This is a genomic window from Micromonospora sp. NPDC051141 (assembly GCF_044455765.1).
Lineage (GTDB): Bacteria > Actinomycetota > Actinomycetes > Mycobacteriales > Micromonosporaceae > Micromonospora.
Map to the genome: position 1 here is coordinate 1 of NZ_JBITFD010000012.1, position 25,748 is coordinate 25,748.

General features: G+C 73.6%; 25 protein-coding genes and 1 pseudogene. 22 read left to right on the forward strand and 4 right to left on the reverse strand.

The features are described from left to right. The 6 genes and pseudogenes from ACIA6B_RS22190 to ACIA6B_RS22215 all read left to right on the forward strand — a co-directional run. Window positions 1–186 (forward strand): annotated as a pseudogene (locus ACIA6B_RS22190) (hypothetical protein); the annotation flags it as partial. A 111-nt stretch (window positions 187–297) separates the two neighbouring features. After that, a complete protein-coding gene (locus ACIA6B_RS22195) occupies window positions 298–705 on the forward strand; it encodes a hypothetical protein (RefSeq protein ID WP_396775910.1) in 408 nt (135 codons plus the stop codon). Continuing rightward, window positions 705–914, forward strand: coding sequence for a DUF6186 family protein (locus tag ACIA6B_RS22200; RefSeq protein ID WP_281936265.1), 210 nt, complete (start codon window positions 705–707; stop codon window positions 912–914). The genes ACIA6B_RS22195 and ACIA6B_RS22200 overlap by 1 nt, the downstream gene beginning before the upstream one ends. A gap of 736 nt (window positions 915–1,650) precedes the next feature. Further along, window positions 1,651–1,839 (forward strand): hypothetical protein, encoded by a 189-nt coding sequence (locus tag ACIA6B_RS22205; RefSeq protein WP_396775912.1) that lies wholly within the window; start codon window positions 1,651–1,653, stop codon window positions 1,837–1,839. Then, entirely contained in the window at window positions 1,806–2,165 is a 360-nt protein-coding gene (locus tag ACIA6B_RS22210) for an adenylate kinase (RefSeq protein ID WP_396775914.1), read from the forward strand. Before ACIA6B_RS22205 ends, ACIA6B_RS22210 begins: the two co-directional genes overlap by 34 nt. Before the next feature lie 42 nt (window positions 2,166–2,207). Further along, entirely contained in the window at window positions 2,208–3,530 is a 1,323-nt protein-coding gene (locus ACIA6B_RS22215) for an MATE family efflux transporter (protein WP_396775916.1), read from the forward strand. Window positions 3,531–3,566: 36 nt separating this feature from the next. Here ACIA6B_RS22215 and ACIA6B_RS22220 read toward each other — a convergent pair whose 3' ends face one another. Continuing rightward, window positions 3,567–4,562: a hypothetical protein gene (locus tag ACIA6B_RS22220; RefSeq protein ID WP_396775918.1), complete on the reverse strand. Its 996-nt coding sequence runs from the start codon at window positions 4,560–4,562 to the stop codon at window positions 3,567–3,569. Between the two features lie 108 nt (window positions 4,563–4,670). On the opposite strand from ACIA6B_RS22220, the gene truB reads away from it, so the two are divergent. From truB to ACIA6B_RS22260, 8 genes are all read left to right on the forward strand, one after another. Beyond that, a complete protein-coding gene (gene truB / locus ACIA6B_RS22225) occupies window positions 4,671–5,555 on the forward strand; it encodes a tRNA pseudouridine(55) synthase TruB (protein ID WP_396775919.1) in 885 nt (294 codons plus the stop codon). Between the two features lie 30 nt (window positions 5,556–5,585). Next, window positions 5,586–6,512 (forward strand): bifunctional riboflavin kinase/FAD synthetase, encoded by a 927-nt coding sequence (locus ACIA6B_RS22230; RefSeq protein ID WP_396775921.1) that lies wholly within the window; start codon window positions 5,586–5,588, stop codon window positions 6,510–6,512. 186 nt (window positions 6,513–6,698) lie between these two features. Further along, window positions 6,699–6,968, forward strand: coding sequence for a 30S ribosomal protein S15 (gene rpsO, locus ACIA6B_RS22235; protein WP_013284678.1), 270 nt, complete (start codon window positions 6,699–6,701; stop codon window positions 6,966–6,968). 223 nt (window positions 6,969–7,191) lie between these two features. Next, window positions 7,192–9,549, forward strand: a complete 2,358-nt coding sequence (locus tag ACIA6B_RS22240; RefSeq protein WP_396775923.1) for a polyribonucleotide nucleotidyltransferase — start codon at window positions 7,192–7,194, stop codon at window positions 9,547–9,549. Window positions 9,550–9,673: 124 nt separating this feature from the next. After that, window positions 9,674–11,008, forward strand: a complete 1,335-nt coding sequence (locus ACIA6B_RS22245) for a M16 family metallopeptidase (protein ID WP_396775925.1) — start codon at window positions 9,674–9,676, stop codon at window positions 11,006–11,008. Window positions 11,009–11,055: 47 nt separating this feature from the next. Next, window positions 11,056–11,829: a 4-hydroxy-tetrahydrodipicolinate reductase gene (gene dapB, locus ACIA6B_RS22250; RefSeq protein ID WP_396775927.1), complete on the forward strand. Its 774-nt coding sequence runs from the start codon at window positions 11,056–11,058 to the stop codon at window positions 11,827–11,829. Window positions 11,830–12,046: 217 nt separating this feature from the next. Next, window positions 12,047–12,982, forward strand: a complete 936-nt coding sequence (locus ACIA6B_RS22255; RefSeq protein WP_396775928.1) for a helix-turn-helix domain-containing protein — start codon at window positions 12,047–12,049, stop codon at window positions 12,980–12,982. Between the two features lie 155 nt (window positions 12,983–13,137). Continuing rightward, window positions 13,138–13,605, forward strand: coding sequence for a GNAT family N-acetyltransferase (locus ACIA6B_RS22260; RefSeq protein ID WP_396775930.1), 468 nt, complete (start codon window positions 13,138–13,140; stop codon window positions 13,603–13,605). Between the two features lie 164 nt (window positions 13,606–13,769). On the opposite strand, the gene ACIA6B_RS22265 is transcribed toward ACIA6B_RS22260, so the two are convergent. After that, entirely contained in the window at window positions 13,770–15,887 is a 2,118-nt protein-coding gene (locus tag ACIA6B_RS22265; protein WP_396775932.1) for a glycogen debranching N-terminal domain-containing protein, read from the reverse strand. 146 nt (window positions 15,888–16,033) lie between these two features. Between ACIA6B_RS22265 and ACIA6B_RS22270 the strand changes: the two genes are divergently transcribed. From ACIA6B_RS22270 to ACIA6B_RS22285, 4 genes are all read left to right on the forward strand, one after another. Next, window positions 16,034–17,023: a LacI family DNA-binding transcriptional regulator gene (locus tag ACIA6B_RS22270; RefSeq protein WP_396775934.1), complete on the forward strand. Its 990-nt coding sequence runs from the start codon at window positions 16,034–16,036 to the stop codon at window positions 17,021–17,023. Between the two features lie 25 nt (window positions 17,024–17,048). Beyond that, entirely contained in the window at window positions 17,049–18,296 is a 1,248-nt protein-coding gene (locus tag ACIA6B_RS22275; protein ID WP_396775936.1) for an extracellular solute-binding protein, read from the forward strand. Window positions 18,297–18,360: 64 nt separating this feature from the next. Continuing rightward, window positions 18,361–19,479 (forward strand): carbohydrate ABC transporter permease, encoded by a 1,119-nt coding sequence (locus ACIA6B_RS22280; RefSeq protein ID WP_281935521.1) that lies wholly within the window; start codon window positions 18,361–18,363, stop codon window positions 19,477–19,479. Between the two features lies 1 nt (window position 19,480). After that, window positions 19,481–20,365 (forward strand): carbohydrate ABC transporter permease, encoded by an 885-nt coding sequence (locus ACIA6B_RS22285; protein ID WP_396775937.1) that lies wholly within the window; start codon window positions 19,481–19,483, stop codon window positions 20,363–20,365. A 78-nt stretch (window positions 20,366–20,443) separates the two neighbouring features. On the opposite strand, the gene ACIA6B_RS22290 is transcribed toward ACIA6B_RS22285, so the two are convergent. Next, complete coding sequence (locus tag ACIA6B_RS22290) at window positions 20,444–21,028, reverse strand: GNAT family N-acetyltransferase (RefSeq protein WP_396775939.1); 585 nt, start codon at window positions 21,026–21,028, stop codon at window positions 20,444–20,446. Window positions 21,029–21,063: 35 nt separating this feature from the next. On the opposite strand from ACIA6B_RS22290, the gene ACIA6B_RS22295 reads away from it, so the two are divergent. Further along, on the forward strand, window positions 21,064–22,377 hold the full coding sequence (locus tag ACIA6B_RS22295; protein WP_396775941.1) for a glycosyltransferase family 87 protein: 1,314 nt from the start codon (window positions 21,064–21,066) through the stop codon (window positions 22,375–22,377). Here ACIA6B_RS22295 and ACIA6B_RS22300 read toward each other — a convergent pair. Continuing rightward, a complete protein-coding gene (locus tag ACIA6B_RS22300; RefSeq protein WP_396775943.1) occupies window positions 22,276–22,827 on the reverse strand; it encodes a GNAT family N-acetyltransferase in 552 nt (183 codons plus the stop codon). The two genes, ACIA6B_RS22295 and ACIA6B_RS22300, sit on opposite strands and share 102 nt — an antisense overlap. A gap of 80 nt (window positions 22,828–22,907) precedes the next feature. Between ACIA6B_RS22300 and ACIA6B_RS22305 the strand changes: the two genes are divergently transcribed. The 3 genes from ACIA6B_RS22305 (at window position 22,908) to thyX (ending at window position 25,724) form a co-directional block, all read left to right on the forward strand. After that, window positions 22,908–24,137, forward strand: a complete 1,230-nt coding sequence (locus tag ACIA6B_RS22305; RefSeq protein WP_396775945.1) for a winged helix-turn-helix domain-containing protein — start codon at window positions 22,908–22,910, stop codon at window positions 24,135–24,137. After that, complete coding sequence (locus ACIA6B_RS22310; protein WP_396775947.1) at window positions 24,127–24,792, forward strand: DUF2752 domain-containing protein; 666 nt, start codon at window positions 24,127–24,129, stop codon at window positions 24,790–24,792. Before ACIA6B_RS22305 ends, ACIA6B_RS22310 begins: the two co-directional genes overlap by 11 nt. A 194-nt stretch (window positions 24,793–24,986) precedes the next feature. Beyond that, complete coding sequence (gene thyX / locus ACIA6B_RS22315; RefSeq protein WP_396776236.1) at window positions 24,987–25,724, forward strand: FAD-dependent thymidylate synthase; 738 nt, start codon at window positions 24,987–24,989, stop codon at window positions 25,722–25,724. Window positions 25,725–25,748 lie beyond the last annotated feature (24 nt).

A 25,748-nucleotide genomic window follows, 5' to 3' on the forward strand; every position in this document is an offset into this window, starting at 1 on the left:
GAGCAGATCACCGATCCGGAGTACTCGACGCTTGCGTTCCTGAAGGGGTTGAAGCAGGTCGACGGCTGGCAGGACATGCCGCTGACCAAGGCCGCACAGACGGTGCAGGTGTCGGCCTACCCGGACGCGTACGCGCAGTGGGAGAAGCAGGCCACCGACCTCGTCAACCAGCACTGGACCAAGTAAGACCGAGCGTGAAGGCCGGCACCCCGCCGAGGGTGCCGGCCTTCGGTGTTTCCCCGCAACACGAGGCGCGCCGCCCTTTCCGCGCTACGTCACGCTGGGGACAATCGGATGATGGATCACCCCCGTGAGCTCACCGTCGAGGCGCCCCGGGTCTGGGACCGACCGGTCGTCTCCGTACCGGTGTTGATCTGCCTCTCCCTGGTCGGTGGCCAACTTCCGTCGTTCTCGACGGTGGCGAACCTCTACATTCTCGGCACCGGCGGGGGGTTGATCTGGGTCGGTCTGAGCAACCGGGTGCCCCGACGCCCGGCGCCGCGCCGGCTGCCGCCGGCCGCGCTGTGGTGGCTGCTGCCGGTCACCGTCTTCGGGGTCTTCGAGGGGGCGACGTTCGTGCTGTCCGTGGGCGACGACTTTCCCACCTTCTCCCGGCTGGCCGATCCGCTGCTCGAGGACCACCTCGCCCGCTCGGCGGCCTGGTTCGCCTGGCTGGCCGCGTTCTGGGGACTGGTCCGCCGATGATGCGCGCGTTGGCCATCGGCGGCTTCCTGACCGCCGTGCTGCTGTTCGCGGTCGTCGAGTGGGCGGCCCGCCGGGAGGGCTCCCGGGTCCCGTCCCTGGCCGACGTCTGCGCCTTCGTCATGCGGTACGAGGTCGGGCCGGTGCCGGTGGGCCGGATCGGTCTGTTCGGCTTCTGGTGGTGGCTGGGCTGGCACTTTCTGGCCCGCTGAGACATTGCCGGAAACGGGGTTGCCTGTCCGCATCGCGGGAACAGTGGGCACTATCTGGAAAGTGAACGTTAATTTGGGTGCGGAACCAGCGCTTCGCGGCGCTGGTCACGGGGGGCGGTGCCGCACCCGGCGCTACCTCCCTCCAGGGTCAGACCGACCCGGGCTCACGCTGCCAGGCGAGCCGCTCCGGTGATCCCGGACCGCTGCCCGGCGCGCAGCAGGCCGACGACTCCGGTCGCGGCGCGACGGTCGTCGCGTCGTCGACGACGGGGCGTCGGGCGCCCGCAGGGCCGCCGTGCCTCGGTGGTCCGCACCCTGGAAGGACATGCCATGCCGAGCAAGCGCAAGCCGCAGACCGAGACCACCAACGACGAGGCGCGCGAGCAGATGCGTCGCGCGTTGCAGACCTCGATGGACACCCGTCAGTGACGCAGGCCGCCCGGCGGTGACGCCGGCCGGCTGGGGCCCCGCGACGCCGTGACCGGCCCCACCGCCAGCGTCACCGCCGCACCGGTCGCCGCACACCCGCAGCGCCGGTCCGCAGCTCACGCCTACCGGTCCGCCGGGTCCGGCAAGCACCGGTCCGGAGCCCGCGCCCACCGGTCGCCGCGCCCGGTAGCCACCGGAGCCCGCGCTCACCGGCCGTCGCGCCCGGTAACCACCGGAGCCCGCGCTCTCCGGTCGCCGTCGCGCGTGGGGGCGTCGCGCGGGGGGCGACGACGTCTACCGTCACCCGGTGCGCCGCATCCTCGTCGTCGGCAGCTCGGGCGCCGGCAAGAGCACCGTCGCCGGTGAACTGGCCCGGCGACTCGACCTCCCGCTGATCCACCTCGACCGCCACTACTGGCGGCCCGGCTGGGTCGCCTCGACGGCGACCGGTTCCGCGCCGAGGTGGCCGCGCTCGCCGCCCGCCCGGCCTGGGTGATGGACGGCAACTACGCCAGCACCCTCGACCTCCGACTGCCCCGCGCCGACCTGCTGGTGCTCTGCGACCCGCACCGGCTGCGGTGCCTCGCCCGGGTGGCGCGTCGCCGCTGGGCCCACCGCGCTGAGCCCCGACCCGACCTGCCCGAGGGCTGCCCGGAGCGCGTCGACCTCGACCTCCTGCGCTACGTCTGGCGCTACCCGCGTCGTTCCCGCCCCCGGGTGTTCGCGGCCGTCGCCGCGTACGCCCCGAACCTGCCGGTGCGTCGGCTGCGCGGCCGGCGGGACGTGGCCCGCTTCCTGGCCGGGATGAGTAAGCGGTCCTAGCGGGTTGCGTACCTTACCGACCGCGTGCCAGGATCGGCGGCGATGAGCACGACCGCCGCCCCCGCCACCGCCGCCACGCCCCGGCGGATCGCCGCGCTCGCCCTGCCCGCGCTGGTGGTGCTGGCCGCCGAGCCGCTCTACGTGCTCGTCGACACCGCGGTGGTCGGCCATCTCGGGCGGGTGCCGCTCGCCGCGCTCGCCGTCGGCGGCACGGTCATGACGCTCACCGCCTGGATCGGCACCGTCGTCGCGTACGGCACCACGGGGCGGTCGGCCCGCCGCTTCGGTGCGGGGGACCGGGCCGCCGCGGTGGCCGAGGGCGTCCAGGCGTCCTGGCTCGCGCTGACCGCCGGCGTGCTGGTGGCGGTCGCCATCGGCATCGGCGGGGGCGCGCTGGCGCGTACCCTCGTGGGCGGTCCCGGCGAGGTGGCCGACGCCGCCGCCGGCTGGCTGCGGGTCGCGGCGCTCGGCGCTCCCGGCCTGCTGCTCGCCGCCGCCGGCAACGGCTGGCTGCGCGGCATCCAGGACACCCGCCGGCCGCTGCTGTTCGTGCTCGCCCCCAACCTGCTCTCCGCGCTGCTCTGCCCGCTGCTGGTCTACCCGGCCGGGCTCGGCCTGGTCGGCTCCGCGGTGGCGAACGCGGTGGCGCAGACGCTCTCCGGCGCGCTCTTCGCGGCGGCGCTGGTGCGCGAGCGGGTCTCCCTGCGGCCCCGGCCCCGCACCATCGGGCAGCAGTTGGTGCTCAGCCGCGACCTGCTGGTCCGGGGCGTCGCCTTCCAGGCGAGTTTCCTGTCGGCGACCGCGGTCGCGGCCCGCTTCGGCGCCGCCGCGGTCGGCGCGCACCAGATCGCCGTACAACTGTGGTTCTTCACCGCCCTGGTGCTGGACGCCCTGGCGATCGCCGCGCAGGCCCTGGTCGGCGCCGCGCTCGGGGCCGGCGACGCGGCCGGCGCGCGGTTCCTCGCCCGCCGCGTCGCCCTGCTCGGCGGCGTGTGCGGCGTGGCGTTCGCGGTGCTCATCGCCGCCGGCGCCGGCGGCGTGCCGTCGTTGTTCAGCTCCGATCCGCAGGTACGCGAGCAGGCCATGGTGGCCTGGCCGTGGCTGGTCGCGCTCCAGCCGATCGGTGGCGTGGTGTTCGCGCTCGACGGGGTGCTGATCGGCGCCGGCGACGTGCGCTACCTGCGCAACCTCACCATCGTGGCCGCGCTGGGCGGGTTCCTGCCGGCGATCTGGCTGGCCTACGGCCTCGACCTCGGGCTGGGCGGGATCTGGGCCGGCCTGACGCTGTTCGTGGTGCTCCGGCTGATCGCGCTGCTGTTGCGACTGCGTTCCGGCGCCTGGGCGGTGGTCGGCGCGGTCCGCTGACCGCCGCGAGGCGGGCGGGCGCCGGCCGGGCCGACATCAGCAGGTGTCCGGGAGGTCGAGGGTCTTGTCCGGGTCGAAGACCGCGTCCGGATCCGGGTCGACGGGACCGCCGAACGAGGGCTTGCCGAGCGCGAGCAGGCCCTTGTCCCAGGCCGCGCAGTCGATGTTGGAGGCGTACGAGTCGGACTTCTCGATCCAGAGCCCGAGCGAGCCGCGGCGCACGTCGTCCGGGTGGGGCACGCTCCACACCACGGTGTCGTGCACCACCACGACCCCGTCGCCCGGCTCGGTGCTCGCGGTGGGGAACGCGTACGCCCAGACGAAGTTCGTGGTGACCGCCAAAATCCGGATGCCGTGCGGATCCTTGGTGGCCCGGTAGCTGATCCGGCCCTTGACCCGGGGTTGGTCGGCGGTGAGCCGGGCCCCGGGGGTCAGCCGGGTGGCGTAGCTGCCCACCTCGCCGGAGGGCACGTCGCGGCGCAGGTCGGCCCGGGCGTCCGGCGCGAACTGGCGGACCAGCCGCTCCGGGTCCTTCGCGGTGAAGAACGCGCGGTCCAGCCGGGCGGTCACCAGCGCCCTGCGCACCTTGGCCAGCGTGTCGGCCACCTGCTTCTCGGTGAACGGGCCGGTCCGCTTGGCCCGGGGCAGCGTGATCCCGGCCGCGCCCTGCGGGAAGCCGGCGGCCGGGGTGCCGTCGAACGGCCCGGCGGCCGGTGGCGGCGACGCCGAGGTGACGGCCTGCTCGCCGCCGGGCGGGCTGATCGTCGGATGGGCCACCGGGGCCGCCTGCCAGCGTCGGTAGCCCTGGTAACCGACCGTGGTGACCACCCCGGCGCAGGCCAGCAGCAGCACCGCGACCGCGCCGCCGAGCAGCTTGCCCGAGTGCCGGGCCAGGCCGATGCGCCAGCGGGCGAGGCGGGTGGGCTCGGCCTCCGGGGCGGCCTGGCGGAGCCACTCGGGAACCCGCCCCAGGGCATCCGCGGACAACGGGTCGGCGGCATGGGGCTCGGGGGTGGCGCGGTGATCGGTCATCGGACTTCCGGCGGCGATGGGGACGAGGGCGCATGATCTTGGCATCCCGCTGACCGGGGCGGTATCCCCCGCGGGGCCGGTCGCCGCCGTCTGGCAGGCTTGGCGGGCGTGAGCACAGACGGTCTGATCGTGGTCGACAAGCCCGGCGGCATGACGTCGCACGACGTGGTGGCCCGCATCCGGCGGCTGGCCCGGACCCGCCGGGTCGGGCACGGCGGCACGCTGGACCCGATGGCCACCGGGGTGCTCGTGATCGGGGTGGGGCGGGCCACCCGGCTGCTCACCTACGTGATCGGCGCGGGCAAGAGCTACGCCGCGACGATCCGGCTCGGTCAGGCCACGGTCACCGACGACGCCGAGGGGGACGTGATCGCCACCACCGCCACGGCGGGGGTGACCGACGACGCGGTCCGGGCCGCGCTGGCGGCGCTGACCGGCGAGATCGACCAGGTGCCGAGCGCGGTGAGCGCCATCAAGATCAACGGTGAGCGGGCGTACAAGCGGGTCCGCGACGGGGAGAGCGTGGACCTGCCCGCCCGCCGGGTCACCGTCTCCCGCCTCGACGTGCTGGCCATCCGCCGGGACACCCCGGACGTGGTGGACGTGGACGTGGACGTGACCTGCTCGTCCGGGACGTACATCCGGGCCGTCGCCCGGGACGCGGGCCTGGCGCTCGGGGTCGGCGGCCACCTCACCGCGCTGCGTCGGACCGCGGTCGGCGGCTTCGCGCTGGCCGAGGCGGCCACCCTGGCGCAGCTCGAACAGCGCGCGCCGGAGGTGGTGAACCTGCCGCTGGACGCCGCCGCCGCGCGGTTCTTCCCGCGCCGGGACGCCACCGCCGAGGAGACCCGCACGCTGTCCCACGGCGGGCCGCTGGCCGCGGCCGGGATCGCCGGTCCGTACGCGGTCTTCGATCCGACGGGCGGGCTGATCGCTATCGTCAGCGAACGGGACGGGCGGGCCCGCGCGGAGATCGTGCTGGCCCCGGCCTGACGGCGCGCGGGCGGACAGGGGAGGAACGGCATGCAGCGGTGGCGTGGGTACGAGGCGGCACCCGGCGGCTGGGGGCGCTCGGTGGTCACCATCGGCGTCTTCGACGGGGTGCACCAGGGGCACCAGGCCACCATCGGCCACGCCGTGGCGCGCGCCCGGGAACTGGGTGTCAAGTCGGTGGTGGTGACGTTCGACCCGCACCCGGCCGAGGTGGTCCGCCCCGGGTCGCACCCGGCGGTGCTCACCGAGCCGGCCCGCAAGGCGGAGCTGATCGAGGCGCTCGGCGTGGACGTGCTCTGCGTGGTGCCGTTCACCGCCGAGTTCTCCCGGCTGCCGGCCGAGGCGTTCGTGCACGACATCCTCACCGAGCACCTGCACGCCGCGCTGGTCGTGGTCGGCGACAACTTCCGGTTCGGGCACCGGGCGGCCGGTGACGTGGCGTTGCTGGGGCGGCTGGGCCGCACGTTCGGCTTCGGCGTGGAGGGCGCCCCGCTGGTCGCCGAGGCGGGCACCGTCTTCTCGTCCACGTACATCCGCTCCTGCGTCGACGCCGGTGACGTGCGCGCGGCGGCGGCGGCGCTGGGCCGCCCGCACCGGATCGAGGGCGTGGTGGTCCGCGGCGACCAGCGCGGACGTGAGCTGGGTTACCCCACCGCCAACCTGCTGACCCACCGGTACGCGGCGGTGCCCGCCGACGGGGTGTACGCGGCCCGGCTGGTGCGTCGCGGCGGCGACCCGCTCGTGGCGGCGGTGTCGATCGGCACGAACCCGACGTTCTCCGGCCGGGAGCGCCGGGTGGAGGCGTACGCCCTGGACTTCTCCGGTGACCTGTACGGCGAGCGGCTGGCGCTGGACTTCGTGGCGCACCTGCGCGAGCAACGGACGTACGACGCGATCGAGCCCCTTGTCGCGCAGATCGCCGAGGACGTGGAGCGCACCCGACGGACGGTGTCCTGACCCGCGGGGGGAGACCTTGACCGGCCGGGCCGGTCCGGGGCTGGTAGGCTGACGGAGACGTCGGCTGACCGACGGGAGCCTCGCGTGCCTGCACGACGCCGCGGGCGCGAGGAATCCGGTCCGTCGCACCGGTCGCCACGACCGCTCCGACAGACCTCATCGAACCACCCACGAAACAGGGAGAACATGGCGCTCGACCAGGAAGCCAAGGCCAAGATCCGCCAGGAGTACGCGACCGCCGAGGGCGACACCGGTTCGCCGGAGGTGCAGGTCGCGGTCCTGACCAAGCGGATCGCGGAGCTGACCGAGCACCTGAAGGTGCACAAGCACGACCACCACAGCCGCCGTGGGCTGCTGCTGCTGGTCGGCCGGCGCCGTCGGCTGCTCAACTACGTCCAGAAGAAGGACATCAACCGCTACCGGTCGCTCATCGAGCGGCTCGGCCTGCGCCGATGACGTGACGGGGGAGTGGCCACTCGGCCGCTCCCCCGCTCCGGTACCACCAGAAAGAACCCCGGCCGCGCGACGACCCGAGAGGGAGCCGGTCAGCACCGGTCTCCGGTAGTGGCCCCCGGGAATCCCGGCATCATGCCGGCCCACCCGGGCGCTTCGATCGAAGACCGGCCGCCTGAGCAGTTCCCGTGTCGTCGGCCGACGACGCGAAGGAGCACCACAGCACATGACCGAGACCAACCTCGGCACCGAATCCCGCACCGCCGTGATCGACAACGGGTCCTTCGGCACCCGTGAGATCACCTTCTCCACCGGCCGGCTGGCCCGGCAGGCCGCCGGCTCCGTCGTCGCCCAGCTCGGCGAGACGGTCGTCCTCTCCGCCACCACCGCCGGCAAGCAGCCACGCGAGTCGTTCGACTTCTTCCCGCTGACCGTCGACGTCGAGGAGCGGATGTACGCCGCGGGCCGCATCCCCGGCTCGTTCTTCCGCCGCGAGGGCCGGCCCAGCGAGGACGCCATCCTCACCTGCCGGCTGATCGACCGGCCGCTGCGCCCCTCGTTCGTCAAGGGCCTGCGCAACGAGGTCCAGGTCGTCGAGACCGTGCTGGCGCTCGACCCGCAGCACCCGTACGACGTGGTGGCCATCAACGCCGCCTCGATGTCGACCAAGCTCTCCGGCCTGCCGTTCTCCGGCCCGATCGGGGCGACCCGGGTCGCGCACGTGGACGGCCAGTGGGTCGCCTTCCCGACCCTGGAGGAGCTGGCCCGGGCCACCTTCGACATGGTCGTGGCCGGTCGCACCCTGGCCGACGGCGAGGTCGCGATCATGATGGTCGAGGCCGAGGCCACCCCGAACGCGGTGGCCCTGATCTCCGACGGCGCCACCGCGCCGACCGAGGAGATCGTGGCCAGCGGCCTGGAGGCCGCCAAGCCGGCCATCCGCGAGCTGTGCCGGGCGCAGAGCGAGCTGGCCGAGGTGGCCGCCAAGCCGGTCAGCGAGTTCCCGGTGTTCCTGGACTACCAGGACGACGCGTACGACGCGGTGGCCGACGTGGCCCGCGCCGACGTCACCGAGGCGCTCAAGATCGCCGGCAAGGCCGACCGCGAGGAGGCCCTGGACCGCATCAAGGCCAAGGTCGCCGAGGAGCTGTCCGGCCGCTTCGAGGGCCGCGAGAAGGAGCTGTCCGCCGCGTTCCGCTCGCTGACCAAGTCCGAGGTCCGCAACCGGGTGCTGCGCGAGCAGGTCCGCATCGACGGCCGCGGCCCGCGCGACATCCGGCCGCTGAGCGCCGAGGTCGGCGTGCTGCCGCGGGTGCACGGCTCGGCGCTGTTCGAGCGCGGCGAGACCCAGATCCTGGGCGTCACCACGCTGAACATGCTCCGCATGGAGCAGATGGTGGACACGCTGTCCCCGGAGAACCGCAAGCGCTACATGCACAACTACAACTTCCCGCCGTACTCCACCGGGGAGACCGGCCGGGTCGGCTCGCCGAAGCGGCGCGAGATCGGCCACGGCGCGCTGGCCGAGCGGGCGCTGATCCCGGTGCTGCCGTCGCGCGAGGAGTTCCCGTACGCCATCCGGCAGGTCTCCGAGGCGCTCGGCTCCAACGGCTCCACCTCGATGGGTTCGGTCTGCGCCTCGACGCTGGGCCTGCTCTCGGCCGGTGTGCCGCTGAAGGCCCCGGTCGCCGGCATCGCCATGGGCCTCATCTCCGACGAGGTCGACGGCAAGACCCAGTACGTGACGCTGACCGACATCCTCGGCGCCGAGGACGCGTTCGGCGACATGGACTTCAAGGTCGCCGGCACGCGTGACTTCGTCACCGCGCTCCAGCTCGACACCAAGCTCGACGGCATCCCGTCGGACGTGCTGGCCGCCGCGCTCCAGCAGGCGCACGAGGCCCGGCAGACCATTCTCGACGTGATGCAGCGGGCCATCGAGACGCCGGCCGAGATGTCCGACTACGCGCCGCGGGTCACCACCGTCAAGATCCCGGTCGACAAGATCGGCATGGTGATCGGCCCGAAGGGCCAGACCATCAACGCGATCCAGGACGAGACCGGCGCCGAGATCTCCATCGAGGACGACGGCACGATCTACGTCGGCGCGACCAACGGCCCGTCGGCCCAGGCCGCGGTGGACCGGATCAACGGCATCGCCAACCCGACCCTGCCGAAGGTGGGGGAGCGGTTCCTCGGCACCGTGGTGAAGACGGCCGCGTTCGGCGCGTTCATCTCGCTCCTGCCGGGCCGCGACGGCCTGCTGCACATCTCCAAGGTGGGCGACGGCAAGCGCGTCGACAAGGTGGAGGACTTCCTCAACGTCGGCGACAAGGTCGAGGTCGAGATCGCCGACATCGACGCCCGCGGCAAGATCTACCTGGACAAGATCCGTCCGGAGGGCGCGGAGGCGCCGGCCGCCGGCGAGGCCGCCGGTGGCGAGCGTCCGGCCGGCCGGGACCGCGGTGGCGACCGTGGCCCGCGCGACCGCGGCGACCGGGGCGGCGACCGCGGTGGCGAGCGTCGCTCGGAGGGTGGCGGTGAGGGCGGCGACCGCCCGCGTCGCCGCACCCGGCACAGCTGATCGACCGACCGGCCCGGGTGACGTCCACGTCGCCCGGGCCGGCCCACGGCTCCAGGTCGCACGGCGGGCTGGAGCCGTCGTTCGTCCCACCCCCACCCCTCGTGGCACGGAGAGCAGGTCTGTCGTGAGTTCGTCCACCCCGGCGGCACGGGCGGTCACCCGCACCCTCAGCGACGACCCGCTCGGCGGCACCGTCCGGCGCACCGTGCTCCCCAGCGGCCTGCGGGTGCTCACCGAGGCGATCCCGGCGATGCGCAGCGTCTCGTTCGGCATCTGGGTGGCGGTCGGCTCCCGGGACGAGACCGGGTCGCAGGCCGGCGCCGCGCACTTCCTGGAACACCTGCTCTTCAAGGGCACCAAGAAGCGCAGCGCGTTGGAGATCTCGTCCGAGATCGAGGCGGTGGGCGGCGAGACCAACGCGTTCACCACGAAGGAATACACCTGCTACTACGCGCGGGTGCTGGACGAGGACCTGCCGCTGGCCATCGACGTGATGTGCGACGCGGTCGCCGACTCGGTGCTGGCCGCCGCCGACGTGGAGACCGAACGCGGCGTCATCCTCGAAGAGATCGCCATGCACGACGACGAGCCCGGCGACGAGGTGCACGACCTGTTCGCCCGCGCCGTCTACGGCGACCACCCGCTCGGCCGGCTCATCTCCGGCACCGAGGAGACGGTCACGCCGATGACCCGGCGGCAGATCCAGAACTTCTACCGCAGCCGGTACACCGCGCCGCAGATCGTCATCGCCGCCGCCGGCAACCTCGACCACGCCGCCGTGGTCAAGCTGGTCCGGCAGGCGCTGCGGGGCACCCCGCTGGACACCGACCCGGCCGCGCCGGCGCCGCACCGCGCGACCACCCCGGCGGTACGCGTGAAGCCGGCCACCACCCTCGTCGAGCCGAAGGAGACCGAGCAGGCGCACGTGCTGCTCGGCTGCCCCGCCATCGACCGCACCGACGAGCGGCGCTTCGCGCTGGGCGTGCTCAACAACGTGCTCGGCGGCGGCATGTCCAGCCGGCTGTTCCAGGAGATCCGGGAGCAGCGCGGCCTCGCGTACTCGGTCTACTCCTACGCCAGCCAGTACGCCGACAGCGGCGTGTTCGCCGTCTACGCCGGCTGCGCGCCCGGCAAGGTGGACGAGGTGCTGGCCCTGACCCGCGCCGAGCTGGCCCGGGTGGCCGCCGAGGGGGTCACCGAGGCCGAGCTGGTCCGGGGCAAGGGGATGAGCAAGGGCTCGTTCGTGCTCGGACTGGAGGACACCGGCTCCCGGATGAGCCGTCTGGCCAAGGGCGAGCTGCTCTACGGCAACCTGATGCCGGTGGACGAACTGTTGGCCCGGGTGGACGCGGTGACGCTGGCGGACGTGAACGACCTCGCCGCCGAGCTGCTCGGCCGGCCGATGTCGCTGGCCGTGGTGGGCCCGTTCGACTCCGGCGCGTTCCCGGTCGACAGCTGACCGGTCCGGCGGGTGGGGCGCGTCCCGATTGGGATAGGTTGTGCCCCGTGACTGACGTGCGGGAGAAGGGCCCGGCCGAGGCGGCGCGGGTCGGTGTGCTGGGTGCCCGGGGCCGGATGGGCCTGGAGGTCTGCAAGGCGGTCGACGCCGCCGCCGACCTGGAGCTGGTGGCCGCCGTCGACCAGGGCGACGACCTCGCCGCGGTGGCCGACGCCGGGGCCGGCGTCGTCGTCGACTTCACCACCCCCGACGCGGTCATGGAGAACCTCCGCTGGTGCGTCGAACGCGGCGTCCACGCGGTGGTGGGCACCACCGGCTTCACCGGGCAGCGACTCGCCCAGGTGCGGGAGTGGCTGGCCGACCGGCCCTCGGTGGGCGTGGTGATCGCGCCCAACTTCGGCATCGGCGCGGTGCTGATGATGCAGTTCGCGGCGCGCGCCGCCCGGCACTTCGAGTCGGTCGAGATCGTGGAGCAGCACCACCCGCGCAAACTGGACGCGCCGAGCGGCACCGCCACCCACACCGCGCGGCTGATCGCGGCGGCCCGGGCCGAGGCCGGTCTCGGTCCCGCGCCGGACGCCACCCGCGACGAGGTGGCCGGCGCCCGGGGCGCCGACATCGACGGGGTACGCGTGCACGCGGTGCGCGCCACCGGCCTGGTCGCCCACCAGGAGGTGCTGTTCGGCACCACCGGTGAGACGCTCACCATCCGGCACGACTCGTACGACCGGGCCTCGTTCATGCCCGGCGTGCTGCTGGCGGTGCGCGAGGTGGGTCGCCGGCCGGGCCTGACCGTCGGCCTGGACGCCCTGCTCGACTGATTCCTCGTCGCGCCGGCCGGTCCCGTCGGCTGCCCCACCGTCCGAAGGCGTGCCGGTGTGCGGCCCCTGCGGTGTGCGGTTGTGCGGCCTACGACGTGCGCGCGTGCAGTCCGACGTGCGGCTGTGCCGGTGTGCCCTGCGGCGTGCCGGTGTGCCGGTGTGCGGCTGCGCAACGGCGATCAAGCGGCGCGGTCGTCGGCGGGTGCAGGCTGGGCGCATGACCTCGACGGACGGACTCACCGGCCTCCTCGACGTGCTCCAGGTCGCGCTCGACGATCCGGAGGTCGCCCCCGTCGACCTGGCCGCGCGGGCCCACCTGTCCCGGTTCCACTTCGACCGGCTGGTCACCGCGGCCACCGGCGAACCGCCGGGCGTGCTGCGCCGGCGACTGCTCCTGGAACGGGCGGCCCACCGGCTCGTCACCAGCGACCGGACCGTCCTCGACATCGCGGTCGAGGCCGGGTACGGGTCGCACGAGGCGTTCACCCGCGCCTTCCGTCGGTCGTACGGCTTCGCCCCGACCGCGGTCCGGCGGCGCCGGCCGCTGACCTTCCGCGAGCTGGAGCTGCCCTGCCCCAGCGGCGTCCACTTCCAACCGCCCGGTGGCCTGCGGCTGCCGGCCGCACGTCAGGAGACCCCGATGAACGTGCTCCAACATCTGGTCGACCACCACGTCCAGACGCTCACCGCGATCATCGACCGCGCCGCCGGTCTCGACGACCAGGTCCTCGACCGGCCCGTCACCGTGTCCGTGGAGACCATCGACGAGCAGCCGACGCTCCGCTCGCTGGTCAACGCCATGGTCACGCAGGAGGAGCACTGGCTCTCGGCGCTGCGCGGCGGGGAGTGGCCCGACGAGAGCGACCGGTCGATGACCGGCCTGGCCGCCCGGCACGCGGTCGCCGGCCGCGACTGGCGGGCCTTCGTGGCCCGGACGCTTGCCGACGGCACCCTGGCGGACACGTTCGTCGACACCACCTGTACGCCCCCGACCACGCACACGTTGGGCGGCACCATCGGCCACGTGATCACCTTCGCCGCCGTGCGTCGGACCCTGGCGATCGGCGCCCTGCACAGCGCCGGGGTCACCGACCTCGGCGCCGGCGACCCGCGTCCGTACCTCGACCGCGTCGCCCGCGCCGCCGCCGACTGACGTGAAGGAGGGGCCCCCGGTTAACGCATTCCGCATAACAGGGGGCCCCTCCTAACGCCTTCCGAGGCGGTGGGGTGCCGGCGGACCGACCGGACCGCCGTGACCTCGGCGAAATCGATGGTCGGTGGGCGGAGCCGAGCCCTAGGCTGGCCACCATGATCGACTCTGGAGAGCGTGACCGCCTCGACCGCCGGGTGACCCTGCGGCCGGTGGACGACGACAACTGGCGGCCGGTGGCCGACGTGGCCCCGCGCGACGACCAGCGTGCCTTCGTCGCCGCGCTGGCCGCCCGCTACCTGCTGCTCTCCACGCACTCGGACGTCTGGAACTCGCTCGCCGTCTACGCCGACGACACAGTGGTGGGGCACGTGATGTGGGGCGTGGACGACGACGGCTCCCGCTGGATCGGCGGCATGGTCATCGACGCCGCCGAGCAGGGCCGGGGGCTGGGCCGCGCCACCGTACGCACGCTGGCCGGTTGGCTGGCCGAGGCGGGCCGGCCGATCCGACTGAGCTACCACCCGGACAACACCGTGGCCGCCGCCCTCTACACCTCCCTGGGCTTCCACCCCACCGGCGCCGTGGAGGACGACGAACTGGTGGCCGAACTCCACCCCGCCTGATCCTTTCCACCCGCCCAACGCGCCGTCCTGCTCACCGAGTTCCTGCCGAACCCGTCGTTGATCAAGGAGTTTGCGTCGTGGGCCGACGCCCAGCCCGACGCAAACTCCTTGATCAACGACGAAGTAGGCGGCGGTCTGGATCGAGAATGCCGCCAACTACATGATCAACGCCTGGGGGCGGCGGGGGAGAGGGTGGGGGACGGGGTGCGGGGGGTGGGGATGTGGGCGGGGTGCAGGGTGGGGGGCAGGTTTGTCAGGGTGGGGTGGCCGGTGTGGGTGACGGTGGCCGTCACCGGGGTGCCGGCGATGCGCAGGTTGGTCGCGGTGAGCGCGCCCAGCTCCGGGCCGGCCAGCGGGCGCAGGTCGACCCGGCCGTTCGGCACGTCGGGGTAGACGCCGAGACCGGCCTGGAGCAGCAGCACGGCCGACGCCGCCGACCAGGCCTGCGGGCGGCACGCCGCCGGGTAGGGCACGGGCCGGCCGAGCGCCGCCCGGTCGTCGCCGCCGTACAGCTCGGGCAGGCGGTAGTCGAACGCCTCGGCGGCGGCGAGCAGGCCGTCGGCCAGGCGTAGCGCCGCGTCCCGGTGCCCGTCGCGGGCCAGCCCCGCGAGCACGATCGCGGTGTCGTGCGCCCAGATCGAACCGCAGTGGTACGACAGTGGGCTGAACCCGGCGTCGTCGGTGGACATGGTGCGCAGCCCGAAGCCGCCGGCCATCGCCTCGGTGGAGAGCAGCGCCGCCACCTGGGCCGATTCGGCGTCCGACAGCAGCCCGGTGCCGAGCAGGTGGCCGATGTTGCTGGTCAGCGCGTCAACCGGGCGCTTGTCCCGGTCCAGGGCCAGCGCGGGTTGCGGGCCGTGGCGGCCGTCCACCCAGAACGTGGACCGGAACCGGCCGGCGAGCCGGTCGGCGTAGCCGCGCCAGCGGTCGGCGTCCGGACGACCGAACGCGTCCAGCAGGTCCGCCCCGTCGGTGGCCGCCCGGTACGCGTACCCCTGCACCTCGGCCAGCACGATCGGCGGCGCGGCCAGCCGGCCGTCGCGGAAGCGCACCGCGTCGCCGGAGTCCTTCCAGCCCTGGTTGGCCAGGCCGTGACCGGTGGTGTCGATGTACTCGACGAAGCCGTCGCCGTCGGCGTCGGCGTGCACGCCGAGCCAGCGCAGCGCCGCCTCCAGGTGCGGCAGCAGCGGCTCGATCTGGTCGGCGGGCAGGCCCCAGCGCCAGGCGTCGTGCAGCAGGCTGACCCAGAGCATGGTCGCGTCGACGGTGCCGTAGTACGCGGGCGGCAGCCGCAGCCCCTCGTTCGGGGCGAACTCGTGCCGGCGCAGCTCGTGCAGGATCTTGCCGGGCTGCTCGCCGGTGGCCGGGTCGACCCGGGTGCCCTGCCGACGGGCCAGCACCCGCAGCGTGCCGGCGGCCAGCTCGGTGCCGAGCGGCAGCATCATCCGGGCGGCCCAGAGGCTGTCCCGGCCGAACAGGGTGAGGAACCAGGGCACGCCGGCGCCGAGGAAGACGTCCTCCGGGTGGGCCGGCTCGGCCAGGCGCAGCGCGTGCAGGTCGGCCAGGGACCGGTCGAGCAGCCGGAGCAGTCGGCGGTCGTCGGCGGCGACCCGGGGTTCGGCCCAGCCGGGGCCGGCCGGCGCGGCGGTCACCACGGCCCGCGGGTCGGTGACGGCGAGCCGCCAGCGCAGCGTGACCGAGTCACCCGGGTCGACGGCGACCGCCCAGCTCAGGCGCGGTGCGACGGCGCGCTCGCCGGTGGCGTCCACGGTGGCGCCCGCGCCGGTCACGGTCACGGTGAGGCCGTCGGCGGCCCACCGCACCCGGCCCGACTCGCCGGCACTGGCCGCCAGCGGCTGGCCGGTGTGGCCGGTCTTGACCTGCTCGATCGGGGCGAGATCGCAGGCCAGGTCCACGGTGACGGTGGTGCGGACCGGCTCGGCGGCGGTGGACGACACCACGATCTCCTCGGTGAGCCCGGCCGGGCCGGCCCGTCGGGTGCGCTCGACCCGGACGGTCGGGTCGGGGGTGGGGTCGCCGAGCCAGCGGGCCAGGGCGACGAAGCGGGCGCCGTGCGGGCCGGCGGAGCCGTTCGCGATCGGCTCCGGCGCCCGGTCGTCGAGGCGCAGCTCGGCGCGGGAGAGCACCCGGGAGTCGGCGTGGAAGACGCCCTGGACGCCGTGCGGCCGGAGCTGACCGGCCGCGTCGCCGAGCGCGCTCGTGGGGGCGTGCACCACCCCGACCAGGTCGTGCAGCAGTGGTTGGAGGTGGCGTTCGGTCACGGGGTAACTCCTGGTGCTGATCGGTGGCGCGGATGTCTTGACAACTGGCTGCGGCCGGGTGCAGAGTGCGAAACATTCCAGAAACTTTGAACGATCTAATCCTGCCGCATCGGCATTGGATCGTTCAAGGCGGCGAGAGGGATTTCGTGGGAGAAAAGGTAACCATCGCGACCGTGGCCCGGCATGCCCAGGTCAGCCGGCAGACCGTCTCCAACGTGCTCAACGCCCCGCACATCGTCCGTGAGGACACCCGTCGCCGGGTGCGGGAGGCCATCGCCGCGCTCGGCTACCGGGCCAACCAGGCCGCCCGCCAGATGCGGACCGGGCGGTCCCGGCTCATCGCCGTCCGCATCGAGCCCACCCGGGACGGCATCAACGGCTCCGTGCTCGACCGCTTCCTGCACGGCCTCACCGAGACCGCCGACGCCACCGGCTACCGGGTCATGCTCTACACCGCCCGCCACGATGACGACGAGATCGCCACCTACGACGACCTGCTCGGCGCGTACGAACTGGACGCGTTCGTGCTCACCGGCACCAAGCACCGCGACCCGCGTACCGCGTGGCTGGCCGAGCGGAAGGTGCCGTTCGTGACGTTCGGCCGGCCCTGGGACACGCCGGAGGCGCACCCCTGGGTCGACGTGGACGGCGCCGCCGGCACCGCCCAGGCCACCCGGCACCTGCTCGCCGCCGGCCACCGTCGGATCGCGTTCCTCGGCTGGCCCGCCGGCTCCGGCGTCGGCGACGACAGGCGCGCCGGCTGGCGTACCACGATGGCGGAGGTCGGCCTCGACGGCGCCGCACCGGACCGCGCCACCGAGGACGGCATCGCCGAGGGGGAGCGCGAGGCCCGCGCGCTGCTCGCCCTCGACGCGCCGCCGACGGCGCTGGTCTGCGCCAGCGACTCGCTGGCCCTCGGCGCGTGGCAGGCCACCCGCGACGCCGGGACCGACGTGGCGGTCGTCGGCTTCGACGACACCCCGGTGGCCGCCGCGGTCGGGCTGAGCAGCGTCAGTCAGCCGCTCGGCGAGGCCGCCGCCCGCTGTGTCGAGCTGCTCACCGGGCTGCTCGACGGGCAACAACGCGACCCCCAACTGCTGCTCGACCCCTCGCTGGTGCTCCGGCACTCGGCGTGATCCCATCCCCCACCAGGAGAAACAGATGACACCACGGATGCTCACCCGGGCCGCGGTGGCCGGCGTCGCCGCCGTCGCCCTGCTCGGCTCCGCCGCCTGCGGCAGCGGCTTCGACGACTCGGCCACCGACACCAAGCAGTCCAGCGGCCCGGCCAGCCTGCAGATCCTGATCGGCTCCTCCGGCGACGCCGAGACCAAGGCCGTGAAGGACGCCGCCGCCGCGTGGGCCGGCTCCTCCGGCAACTCCGCCACCGTCACCCCGGCGCAGGACCTCACCCAGCAGCTCGGCCAGGCGCTTGCCGGCGGCACCCCGCCGGACGTCTTCTACGTCGACGCGGCCCGCTTCGCCGACTTCGCCAGCGTCGGCGCGCTGGAGCCGTACGGGGACAAGGTCGCCAACTCCGACGACTTCTACGAGAGCCTGCGCACCGCGTTCACCTACGACGGCAAGCTCTACTGCGCGCCGAAGGACTTCTCCACGCTGGCGCTCCAGATCAACACCGACCTGTGGGCCAAGGCCGGCCTGACCGACGCCGACGTGCCGACCACCTGGGACCAGCTCACCGCCGTCAGCCAGAAGATCAAGGCCAAGGGCCAGGTCGCGCTCGCGCTCGGCGACACCCGGGACCGCATCGGCGCGTTCATGGTGCAGAACGGCGGCTGGCTGATGAGCAAGGACGGCAAGCAGCCGACTGCGGACACCCCGGAGAACCTCCAGGCCCTCCAGTACGTCAAGTCGCTGCTCACAGGCGGCTACGCGAAGTTCCCGAAGCAGCTCGACTCCGGCTGGTCCGGCGAGGCGTTCGGCAAGGGCAAGGCCGTGATGACCATCGAGGGCAACTGGATCAAGGGCGCCCTGCAGAACGATTTCCCGAACGTGAAGTACAAGGTGGTGCCGCTGCCGGCCGGCCCGAAGGGGCAGGGCACGCTCTCCTTCACCCAGTGCTGGGGCATCGCGGCCAAGTCGAAGTACAAGGAGCAGGCGATCAAGTTCGTCGAGGCGATGACCGCCGGCGAGCAGCAGATCGGCTTCGCGAAGGCGTTCGGCGTGATGCCGTCCCGCCAGTCGGTCCGCGACCAGTACACCGGCGCGTTCCCGGCGGACAAGCCGTTCATCGACGGCGTCGAGTACGCCCAGGGCCCGGTGAACGCGCCGAAGATGGACAGCGTGCTGCGGGACCTGGAGGCCGGCCTCCAGGGCCTGACCACCGGTGACCCGAAGACGATCCTCGCCAACTTCGACAAGAACGCCAAGGCGGCGCTCGGCGGCTGAGGTGTGCGGCGGGACCCCGGTCGACGGGGTCCCGCCGACGCCTCCCCGACGGAAAGGAGGGGGAGTGGCAACGGACACGCTCGCCGCGCCGGGCACCGCGTCGGCCGGCCCGCCGCGTCGCCGTACGGGCGGCATCCGCAGTAACGAGAACCTCGCCGGCTGGCTCTTCGTCGCGCCGGTGATCGTGATCCTCGGGCTCTTCCTGCTGCTGCCGATCCTGATGGCGCTCTGGGTGAGCCTCACCGACTGGAACGGTCAGGGCAGCCCGTTCACCGGCGACGTGCCGTTCGTCGGCGGCGACAACTACAGCCGGCTGTTCACCGACGACGGGCTCGCCCGCCGCGACTTCATGACCGCCATCCGCAACAACATCTACTACGTGGCGATCGTGGTGCCGGTGCAGACCGCGCTCGCGCTCGGTCTCGCCCTGGTGGTCAACAACCGGCTGCTGAAGGGGAAGGGCTTCTTCCGCAGCGCGTTCTACTTCCCGTCCGTGACCAGTTCGGTCGCGGTCAGCGTGGTCTTCCTGTTCCTGTTCGCCAACTCCGGCGCGGTCAACCGGCTGCTCGGCCTGCTCGGGGTCGACGGGCCGGAGTGGTTCGCCGACGGTCGGGGCGTCCTGCACCTGGTCCTCGGCGCGTTCGGGCTGGACACCCCGCCGGCCGCGCTCACCTCCGGCGGCCCGTTCGGGCTGAGCTGGTGGGAGTGGCTCTCCGGGCCCAGCGTGGCCATGATGTCGATCATCTGCCTGGTCATCTGGACCACCTCGGGCACGTTCATGCTGATGTACCTGGCCGCGTTGCAGAACGTCCCGGTGGCGCTGGACGAGGCCGGCATGCTCGACGGGGCGTCCCGCTGGCAGCGCTTCCGGTACGTCACGCTGCCGCTGCTCAAGCCCACCACGTTCCTCGTGGTCACGCTGGGACTGATCGGCTCCTGGCAGGTCTTCGACCAGGTGTACGTGATGAGCCAGGGTGACCCGGCCAAGACCACGCTCACCCCGGCGTACCTGTCGTACCGGACCGCGTTCCGCGACTTCGACTACGGCTCCGGCGCGGCCATCTCGTTCGTGCTGTTCCTGATCATCATCCTGCTCACCCTGTTCCAGCGCCGGCTGATGGCCGACCGGGACGGCAACCGGCGCGGCCGGTGGTGGCGGCGACGCGTACCGGAGGGGTCCTGACATGGCCGTGCTGACCGACCGGCCGGCGCCGGTCGCGCGCCGTCGCGACCGCGAGCCGCGCGCTCGGGCCAACCGCTTCCTCGGGTACGCCGTCCTGATCTTCTTCGGACTGGTCTTCCTCTACCCGTTCGTGATCCAGCTCGGCAACTCGTTCAAGACCGAGCCGGACGCGGCGGCCAACCCGCTGTCACCGATCCCGGACCCGCTCACGCTGGCCGGCTTCGAACGGATCTTCTCCGGCACCAACTTCCCGCTCTGGCTCGGCAACTCGCTGCTGGTCACGCTGCTGGTCACGCTCGGCCGGGTGTTCTTCGACTCGCTCGCCGGCTACGCGCTGGCCCGGCTGCGCTTCCGGGGCCGGGCCGGGCTGTTCGCCGCCGTCATCGCGGTGATGGCGGTGCCGGGCGTGGTGCTGCTGATCCCGAAGTTCCTGGTGCTCAAGCAGATCGGCCTGTACGACAGTTACGCCGGCCTGATCGTGCCGCTGCTCGCCGACGCGGCCGGCGTGTTCATCATGAAACAGTTCTTCGAGTCGATCCCGGTCAGCGTGGAGGAGGCGGCCCGCATCGACGGCGCCGGTGTCTTCCGCACGTTCTGGTCGGTGGTGCTGCCGATGGCCCGACCGGCGCTGATCACGCTGACCATCCTGTCGTTCCAGGGCTCCTGGAACGAGTTCCCGCACAGCCTCGTCTCGGTGCAGGACCCGGGCCTGTTCACGCTGCCCCGTGGCCTGGCCGACCTGGTCGGCGGCTCGCTCGGCAAGGGCAACCAGTATCCGCTGAAGCTCGGCGCGGCGCTGCTGGCCACCATCCCGGTGGCGGTGCTCTTCGTGATCTTCCAGCGGTACTTCGTGCGCGGCGCCAACGAGGGCGCCGACAAGGGCTGACCGGCGGCCGGCGGTCCCGCCCCGTGCCGGGACCGCCGGTGCCACCCGTGGAGGGCAGACCGGCGGCCGGCCGGAAACTCATCGCGGCGTCGGCGCCGCTTCCGCCGGGACGGCCACGTGCAGCCGGAGCTGCGGCACCAGCATGTCGTCCACGTCCAGCGCCCGGGTCGCGCCGTCCGGCTCCCAGCCGGTCGAGCCGAGGAACGCACGGGTCGCCGCGTCCGCGTCGAACGCCCACGCCACCGCTCGGGTGAGCCCGTCCGCGCGCCAGTGCTCGACGGTGGCGGCGAGCAGCCGGCTGCCGTGCCCGCGCCGCCCCCACCGCGGCTCGACCAGCAGGTCGGTCACCGCGGCCACGCCCGAGTCGAACGCGTCGGCCGGCTCGCCCGGGGCGAGCGCCTCGGCGTCGGCCGGACCGGAGGCGGCGAACCCCACCAGATACGATTGCGCGGCCTGTTCGACGGCGACCAGCACCCGGTGCGCGCCCGAGGGCGGCTCCTGCACCGCCGCGCCCCACCGCCGGGCGAGGTACGCCTCGTCCAGGTTGTCGAGCACGTGCCGGGGCAGGATCCGGCGGTACGCGACCCGCCAGGTCGCGAGCTGGATGCGTGCGATCTCGGCGACGTCCTCGGGACGCGCGGGGCGGACGTAGCCTTCAGCCATGGCACGTGAGCCTACGCAGGGCGAGGAGGAGGACGGTGGCGCAGGGTGCCGGGCGGACGACCACGCAGGTCGCGGCCGTGGTGGCGCTCGCCGCGGCGGTCACCGGGTTCCTCTCCGTGGCGGCGGTGCGGCACGGCTTCTTCGACCTGAGGGTCTACCACGGCGCGCTCACCTACTGGGCGCGTGACGGCGGCGAGATCTACGACTTCCTCAAGGCCGGCACCCAGTACGGCTTCACCTACCCGCCGTTCGCGGCGCTCGTCATGCTGCCCATGGCGTACCTGCCGTGGGGCGCGGCGATCGTGGTGAGCGTGGCGGCGACGGTGGTGGTCAGCGCCGTGGTGATCTGGTGGCTGCTGGACCCGGTCGCCCGGCGGGCCGGCTGGACCCGCTGGTTCACGCTCGCGGTCGCGCTCTGCCTGGCCGCCGCGTACGAGCCGATGCGCGAGACGGTCAATTTCGGTCAGGTCAACATGCTGCTGCTGTTCCTGGTGGCGGTGGACCTGCTCCGGCTGCTGCCGGCCGGCAGCCGCTGGGCCGGCGTGGGCATCGGCCTGGCCACCGCGATCAAGCTGACCCCCGGCATCTTCATCGTCTACCTACTGGTCACCGGCCGCTGGCGGGCCGTCGCGACCGCGGTCGGCTCGGCCGCCGTCGCTACGCTCGTCGCCGCCGGCCTCTTCCCGGACGCGTCCCGCGAGTTCTGGACCGAGGCGCTGTGGAACACCGACCGGGTCGGTGAGTTGGCGTTCGTCTCCAACCAGTCGCTGCGCGGCGTGGTCGCCCGGCTCGACCCGGAGCATCCGAGCACCGTCGCCTGGCTGCTGCTCGTACTCGGGACGCTGGTGATCTGGGGTTGGCGGTGCCGGCGGGCGGTGGCCGTCGGCGACGAGGCCACCGGCCTGGCCCTGACCGGTGCGGTGATGTGCCTGGTCAGCCCCGTGACCTGGGTGCACCACCTGGTCTGGCTGCTGCCGGGGCTGATCCTGCTGGTCGACAACGGCATGGCGGCGCCCGCCCGCGGCCGGCGGCGCCGTCTGCTGCTGGCCGCCGCGCTGATCGGGTACGCGCTGCTGTGCAGCCGCATCGTCTGGTCCTGGGAGAAGGACTTCACCGGTGTGGACGGCTTCCTCGGCAGCAACACCTACGTGTGGCTCAGCCTGGCGCTGCTGCTCGGCCTGCCGATCCGCCGCTGGGCGGTCCCGGCCGGCGGCGCCGGGCCGGCGGGCGACGCCGGGCCGGCGGGGTCAGCGGTCGAGCCGGGCGGTGTACCGCAGCTCGCGGAGCAGGACCGGGTCGCGCCCACCGGGCAACGGCACCGGGTAGGCGGACTCCTCGCCGTCCGGTGAGTGCCCGGCCCGCTCGTAGAAGCGGCGGGCCCGGGCGTTGTCGGCGAGCACCCAGAGCCGGTACTCGGTCCAGCCCCGCCCGGCCAGCCCGGCCCGGGCGGCGGCGAGCAGCGCCGCACCGGTGCCGGAACCCCAGTGCGCCGGCTCCAGGTAGAGGGCCAGCAACTCGCCGTACGCCGGGTCGAGGTCGCCGCGGTCCTGGTTGTTCCGGTACGGCCCGAACGTGGTGAAGCCGGTGACCTGACCGTCGGCCTCGGCGACCAGCGTGGTGAACGGGTGCTCCGGGTCGGCGGTGCCGAGGTCGCGGCGGCGCTGCGCCCAGGCGGCCGGGTTCAGCCGGCGCAGCACCTCGGCGGGCATGATGCCGGCGTAACCGGCCTGCCAGCCGTGGATGTGCACCCGGGCGATCGCCTCGGCGTCGTCCGGCTCCTCCGGTCGAATGGTGGGCACCGTCCAGTTGTATGCCCCGGCGGACGGCCGGTCCAGCCGCCGCTCCGTCCGCGTCGTACCGGTGGATTAGGGTCGCGACGATGGCCGCACCGGAATCGCTCTCGCTCGCCCAGGCCCGCCGGATCGCGTTGGCCGCCCAGGGCTTCGCCGACCCGCCGCCCGCCGGCGTGCCCACCCGCCGGCACCTGCGCCGGGTGCTCGACCGGGTCGGGCTGATCCAGATGGATTCGGTGAACGTCCTGCAACGCGCGCACTACCTGCCGCTCTACAGCCGGCTCGGGCCCTACCCGACCGCGCTGCTCGACACCGCCGCCTACCGCCGCCCCCGCGAGCTGTTCGAATACTGGGCGCACGAGGCGTCGCTGGTCCCGGTGGGGCTGCACCCGGCGCTGCGCTGGCGGATGGCCAAGGCGCGCGACGAGGCGTGGGGCTGGATGCGCCGGATCGCGCAGGAGCAACCCGAGCTGGTCGCGTGGGTCCGCGACGAGGTGGCCGCCCGGGGGCCGCTCACCGCCGCCGAGATCGAGCACGACGCGCCCCGGGAGACCGGCAACTGGGGGTGGAACTGGTCGACCGTCAAGCGGGCGCTGGAGTTCCTGTTCTGGGCCGGCGAGGTCACCGCCGCCGACCGCACGAACTCGTTCGCCCGCCGCTACGACCTGCCCGAGCGGGTGCTGCCGGCGGCCGTGCTCGACGCGCCCACCCCGACCGTCGCCGAGGCGCACCGGGCCCTGGTGGCGCTCGCGGCCCGGTCGTTGGGCGTCGCCGCCGAGCCGGAGCTGCGGGACTACTTCCGCCTGCCGGTCGCCGGGGCCCGGCAGGCGATCGCCGAGCTGGTCGAGGCGGGCGAGCTGACCCCGGTCACCGTCCAGGGGTGGCGGCAGCCGGCCTTCCTGCACGCCGACGCCCGGTTGCCCCGCTGGGTGCGGGGAAACACGCTGGTCAGCCCGTTCGACCCGCTGGTCTGGGAGCGGGCGCGCACGGAGCGGCTCTTCGGCTTCACCTACCGCATCGAGATCTACGTGCCGGCGCCCCAGCGGGTGTACGGCTACTACGTGCTGCCGTTCCGGCAGGGCGAGCGGTTCACCGCCCGGGTCGACCTCAAGGCCGACCGGAAGGCGGGCGTCCTGCTGGTGCCGGCGGCCTGGCTGGAGCCGGGCGCCGACCCGGGGGAGACGGCCGTGGCGCTCGCCGCCGAGCTGTACCGGCTGGCCGGCTGGCTCGGCCTGGACGCGGTCGCCCCGCCGGCCGCCGGTGACCTGGCCGCGCCGTTGGCCGCCGCGCTGGTGGGCGTGGCCGGTGTACGGTGACCTCGTGACGAGCGTCGACCGGCCCGCTACCGCACCGCACCCGGACGCGGAGGCACCCGCACACGCGCACGCCGAACCGCACCGGCACGCCGAGCCTCACGGCCTCGCCGAGCCCTCCGGTCCTGCCGGGCCCTCCGGTCCTGCCGAGCCTTACGGTCATCCCGGGCCGGTGGCGTGGCCGGTCGGGGTGGCCTACCAGCCGGTCGAGCCGGACCGCTTCACCCGGCTGGTGTTGCGCCTGCACGCCCGCGCCCCGCGTTGGGCGGTGCCGCTGGCCGCGCTGGCCTGCGTCGGCCTCGGCATGACGTACGCGTTGATCAGCGACCCCACCCGGAGCGATCCGGACGCCCGGCCGACCTGCCTGCTCAAGCTCACCACCGGGCTGGACTGCCCCGGCTGCGGCGGCACCCGCGCGCTCTGGTTCGTGCTGCACGGCGACCTGCCGGCCGCCGCCCGGCACCACTTCCTCTTCGTCTTCGCGCTGCCGTTCCTGGCCTGGCTCTTCGTCGCCTGGGCCGGCAACCGGGCGTTCGGCTGGCGACTGCCCGAGCCGCGGTTCAGCCCGAAGGTGCTCGGCGGTTTCCTGGCCGCCTGGGCGGTCTTCTCGGTGGTCCGCAACCTGCCCTGGGCGCCGTTCCCCTCGCTCTACGTCTGACGGCCTGCTGGCGCGCTGGTGGGCCGGCCCGGGCGGCCGGACGATCTGTCACCGGTGCCCTTCGCGCTGGGTGCGGTGAACCTGGCCGCCGGGACGACCAGGCCGGGAGAGCTGCCGGAGGGCAAGGGCTGGTCGGCCGCGTGCCCGATTTCCGCGCCGGACGACGGGCAACTACAGTCCTCGGCATGCCGGAGATGGTGCAGCCCCAGGTCAAGCTGATCGCGTGGACCCAGTTCCAGGCGCCGGACGAGGTGCCGTGGTCGACCGACGCCGACGGCGGGCAGGCGCTCGCCGAGTTCGCCGGCCGGGCCTGCTACCAGAGCTGGAAGAAGCCGAACCCGGTCACCGCGACGAACGCCGGCTACCTGGCCCACATCCTGGAGGTGGGTCACCTGTCCGTGCTGGAGCACGGCTCGGTGAGCTTCTACTTCAGCGGCGTCTCCCGGTCGTTCACGCACGAGCTGATCCGGCACCGGCACTTCTCCTACTCGCAGCTCTCCCAGCGCTACGTGCCCGAGCGGGACGCCGCGATGGTCGAGCCGGCGGTGATCGCCGAGGACCCGGAGCTGCACAAGAAGTTCGTCGAGGCGTCCGAGGCGGCGGTGCGCGCGTACACCGATCTGCTGGAGGGGCTGGAGGCCCGCTTCACCGACGAGCTCAACCCGACGTTGCGCCGCAAGCAGGCCCGGCAGGCGGCCCGGGCCGTGCTGCCGAACGCGACCGAGACCCGGATCGTGGTGACCGGGAACTACCGGGCGTGGCGGCACTTCGTGAAGATGCGCGCCACCGAGCACGCCGACGTCGAGATCCGCGAGCTGGCGATCGAGTGCCTGCGGCAGCTCCAGGGCGTCGCGCCGAACGTCTTCGCCGACTTCGTGATCACCACGCTGCCGGACGGCACCGAGGTGGCGGCCTCGCCGCACGCGGAGTGAGTCGTCTCCCTTCGCCGCCGGGGC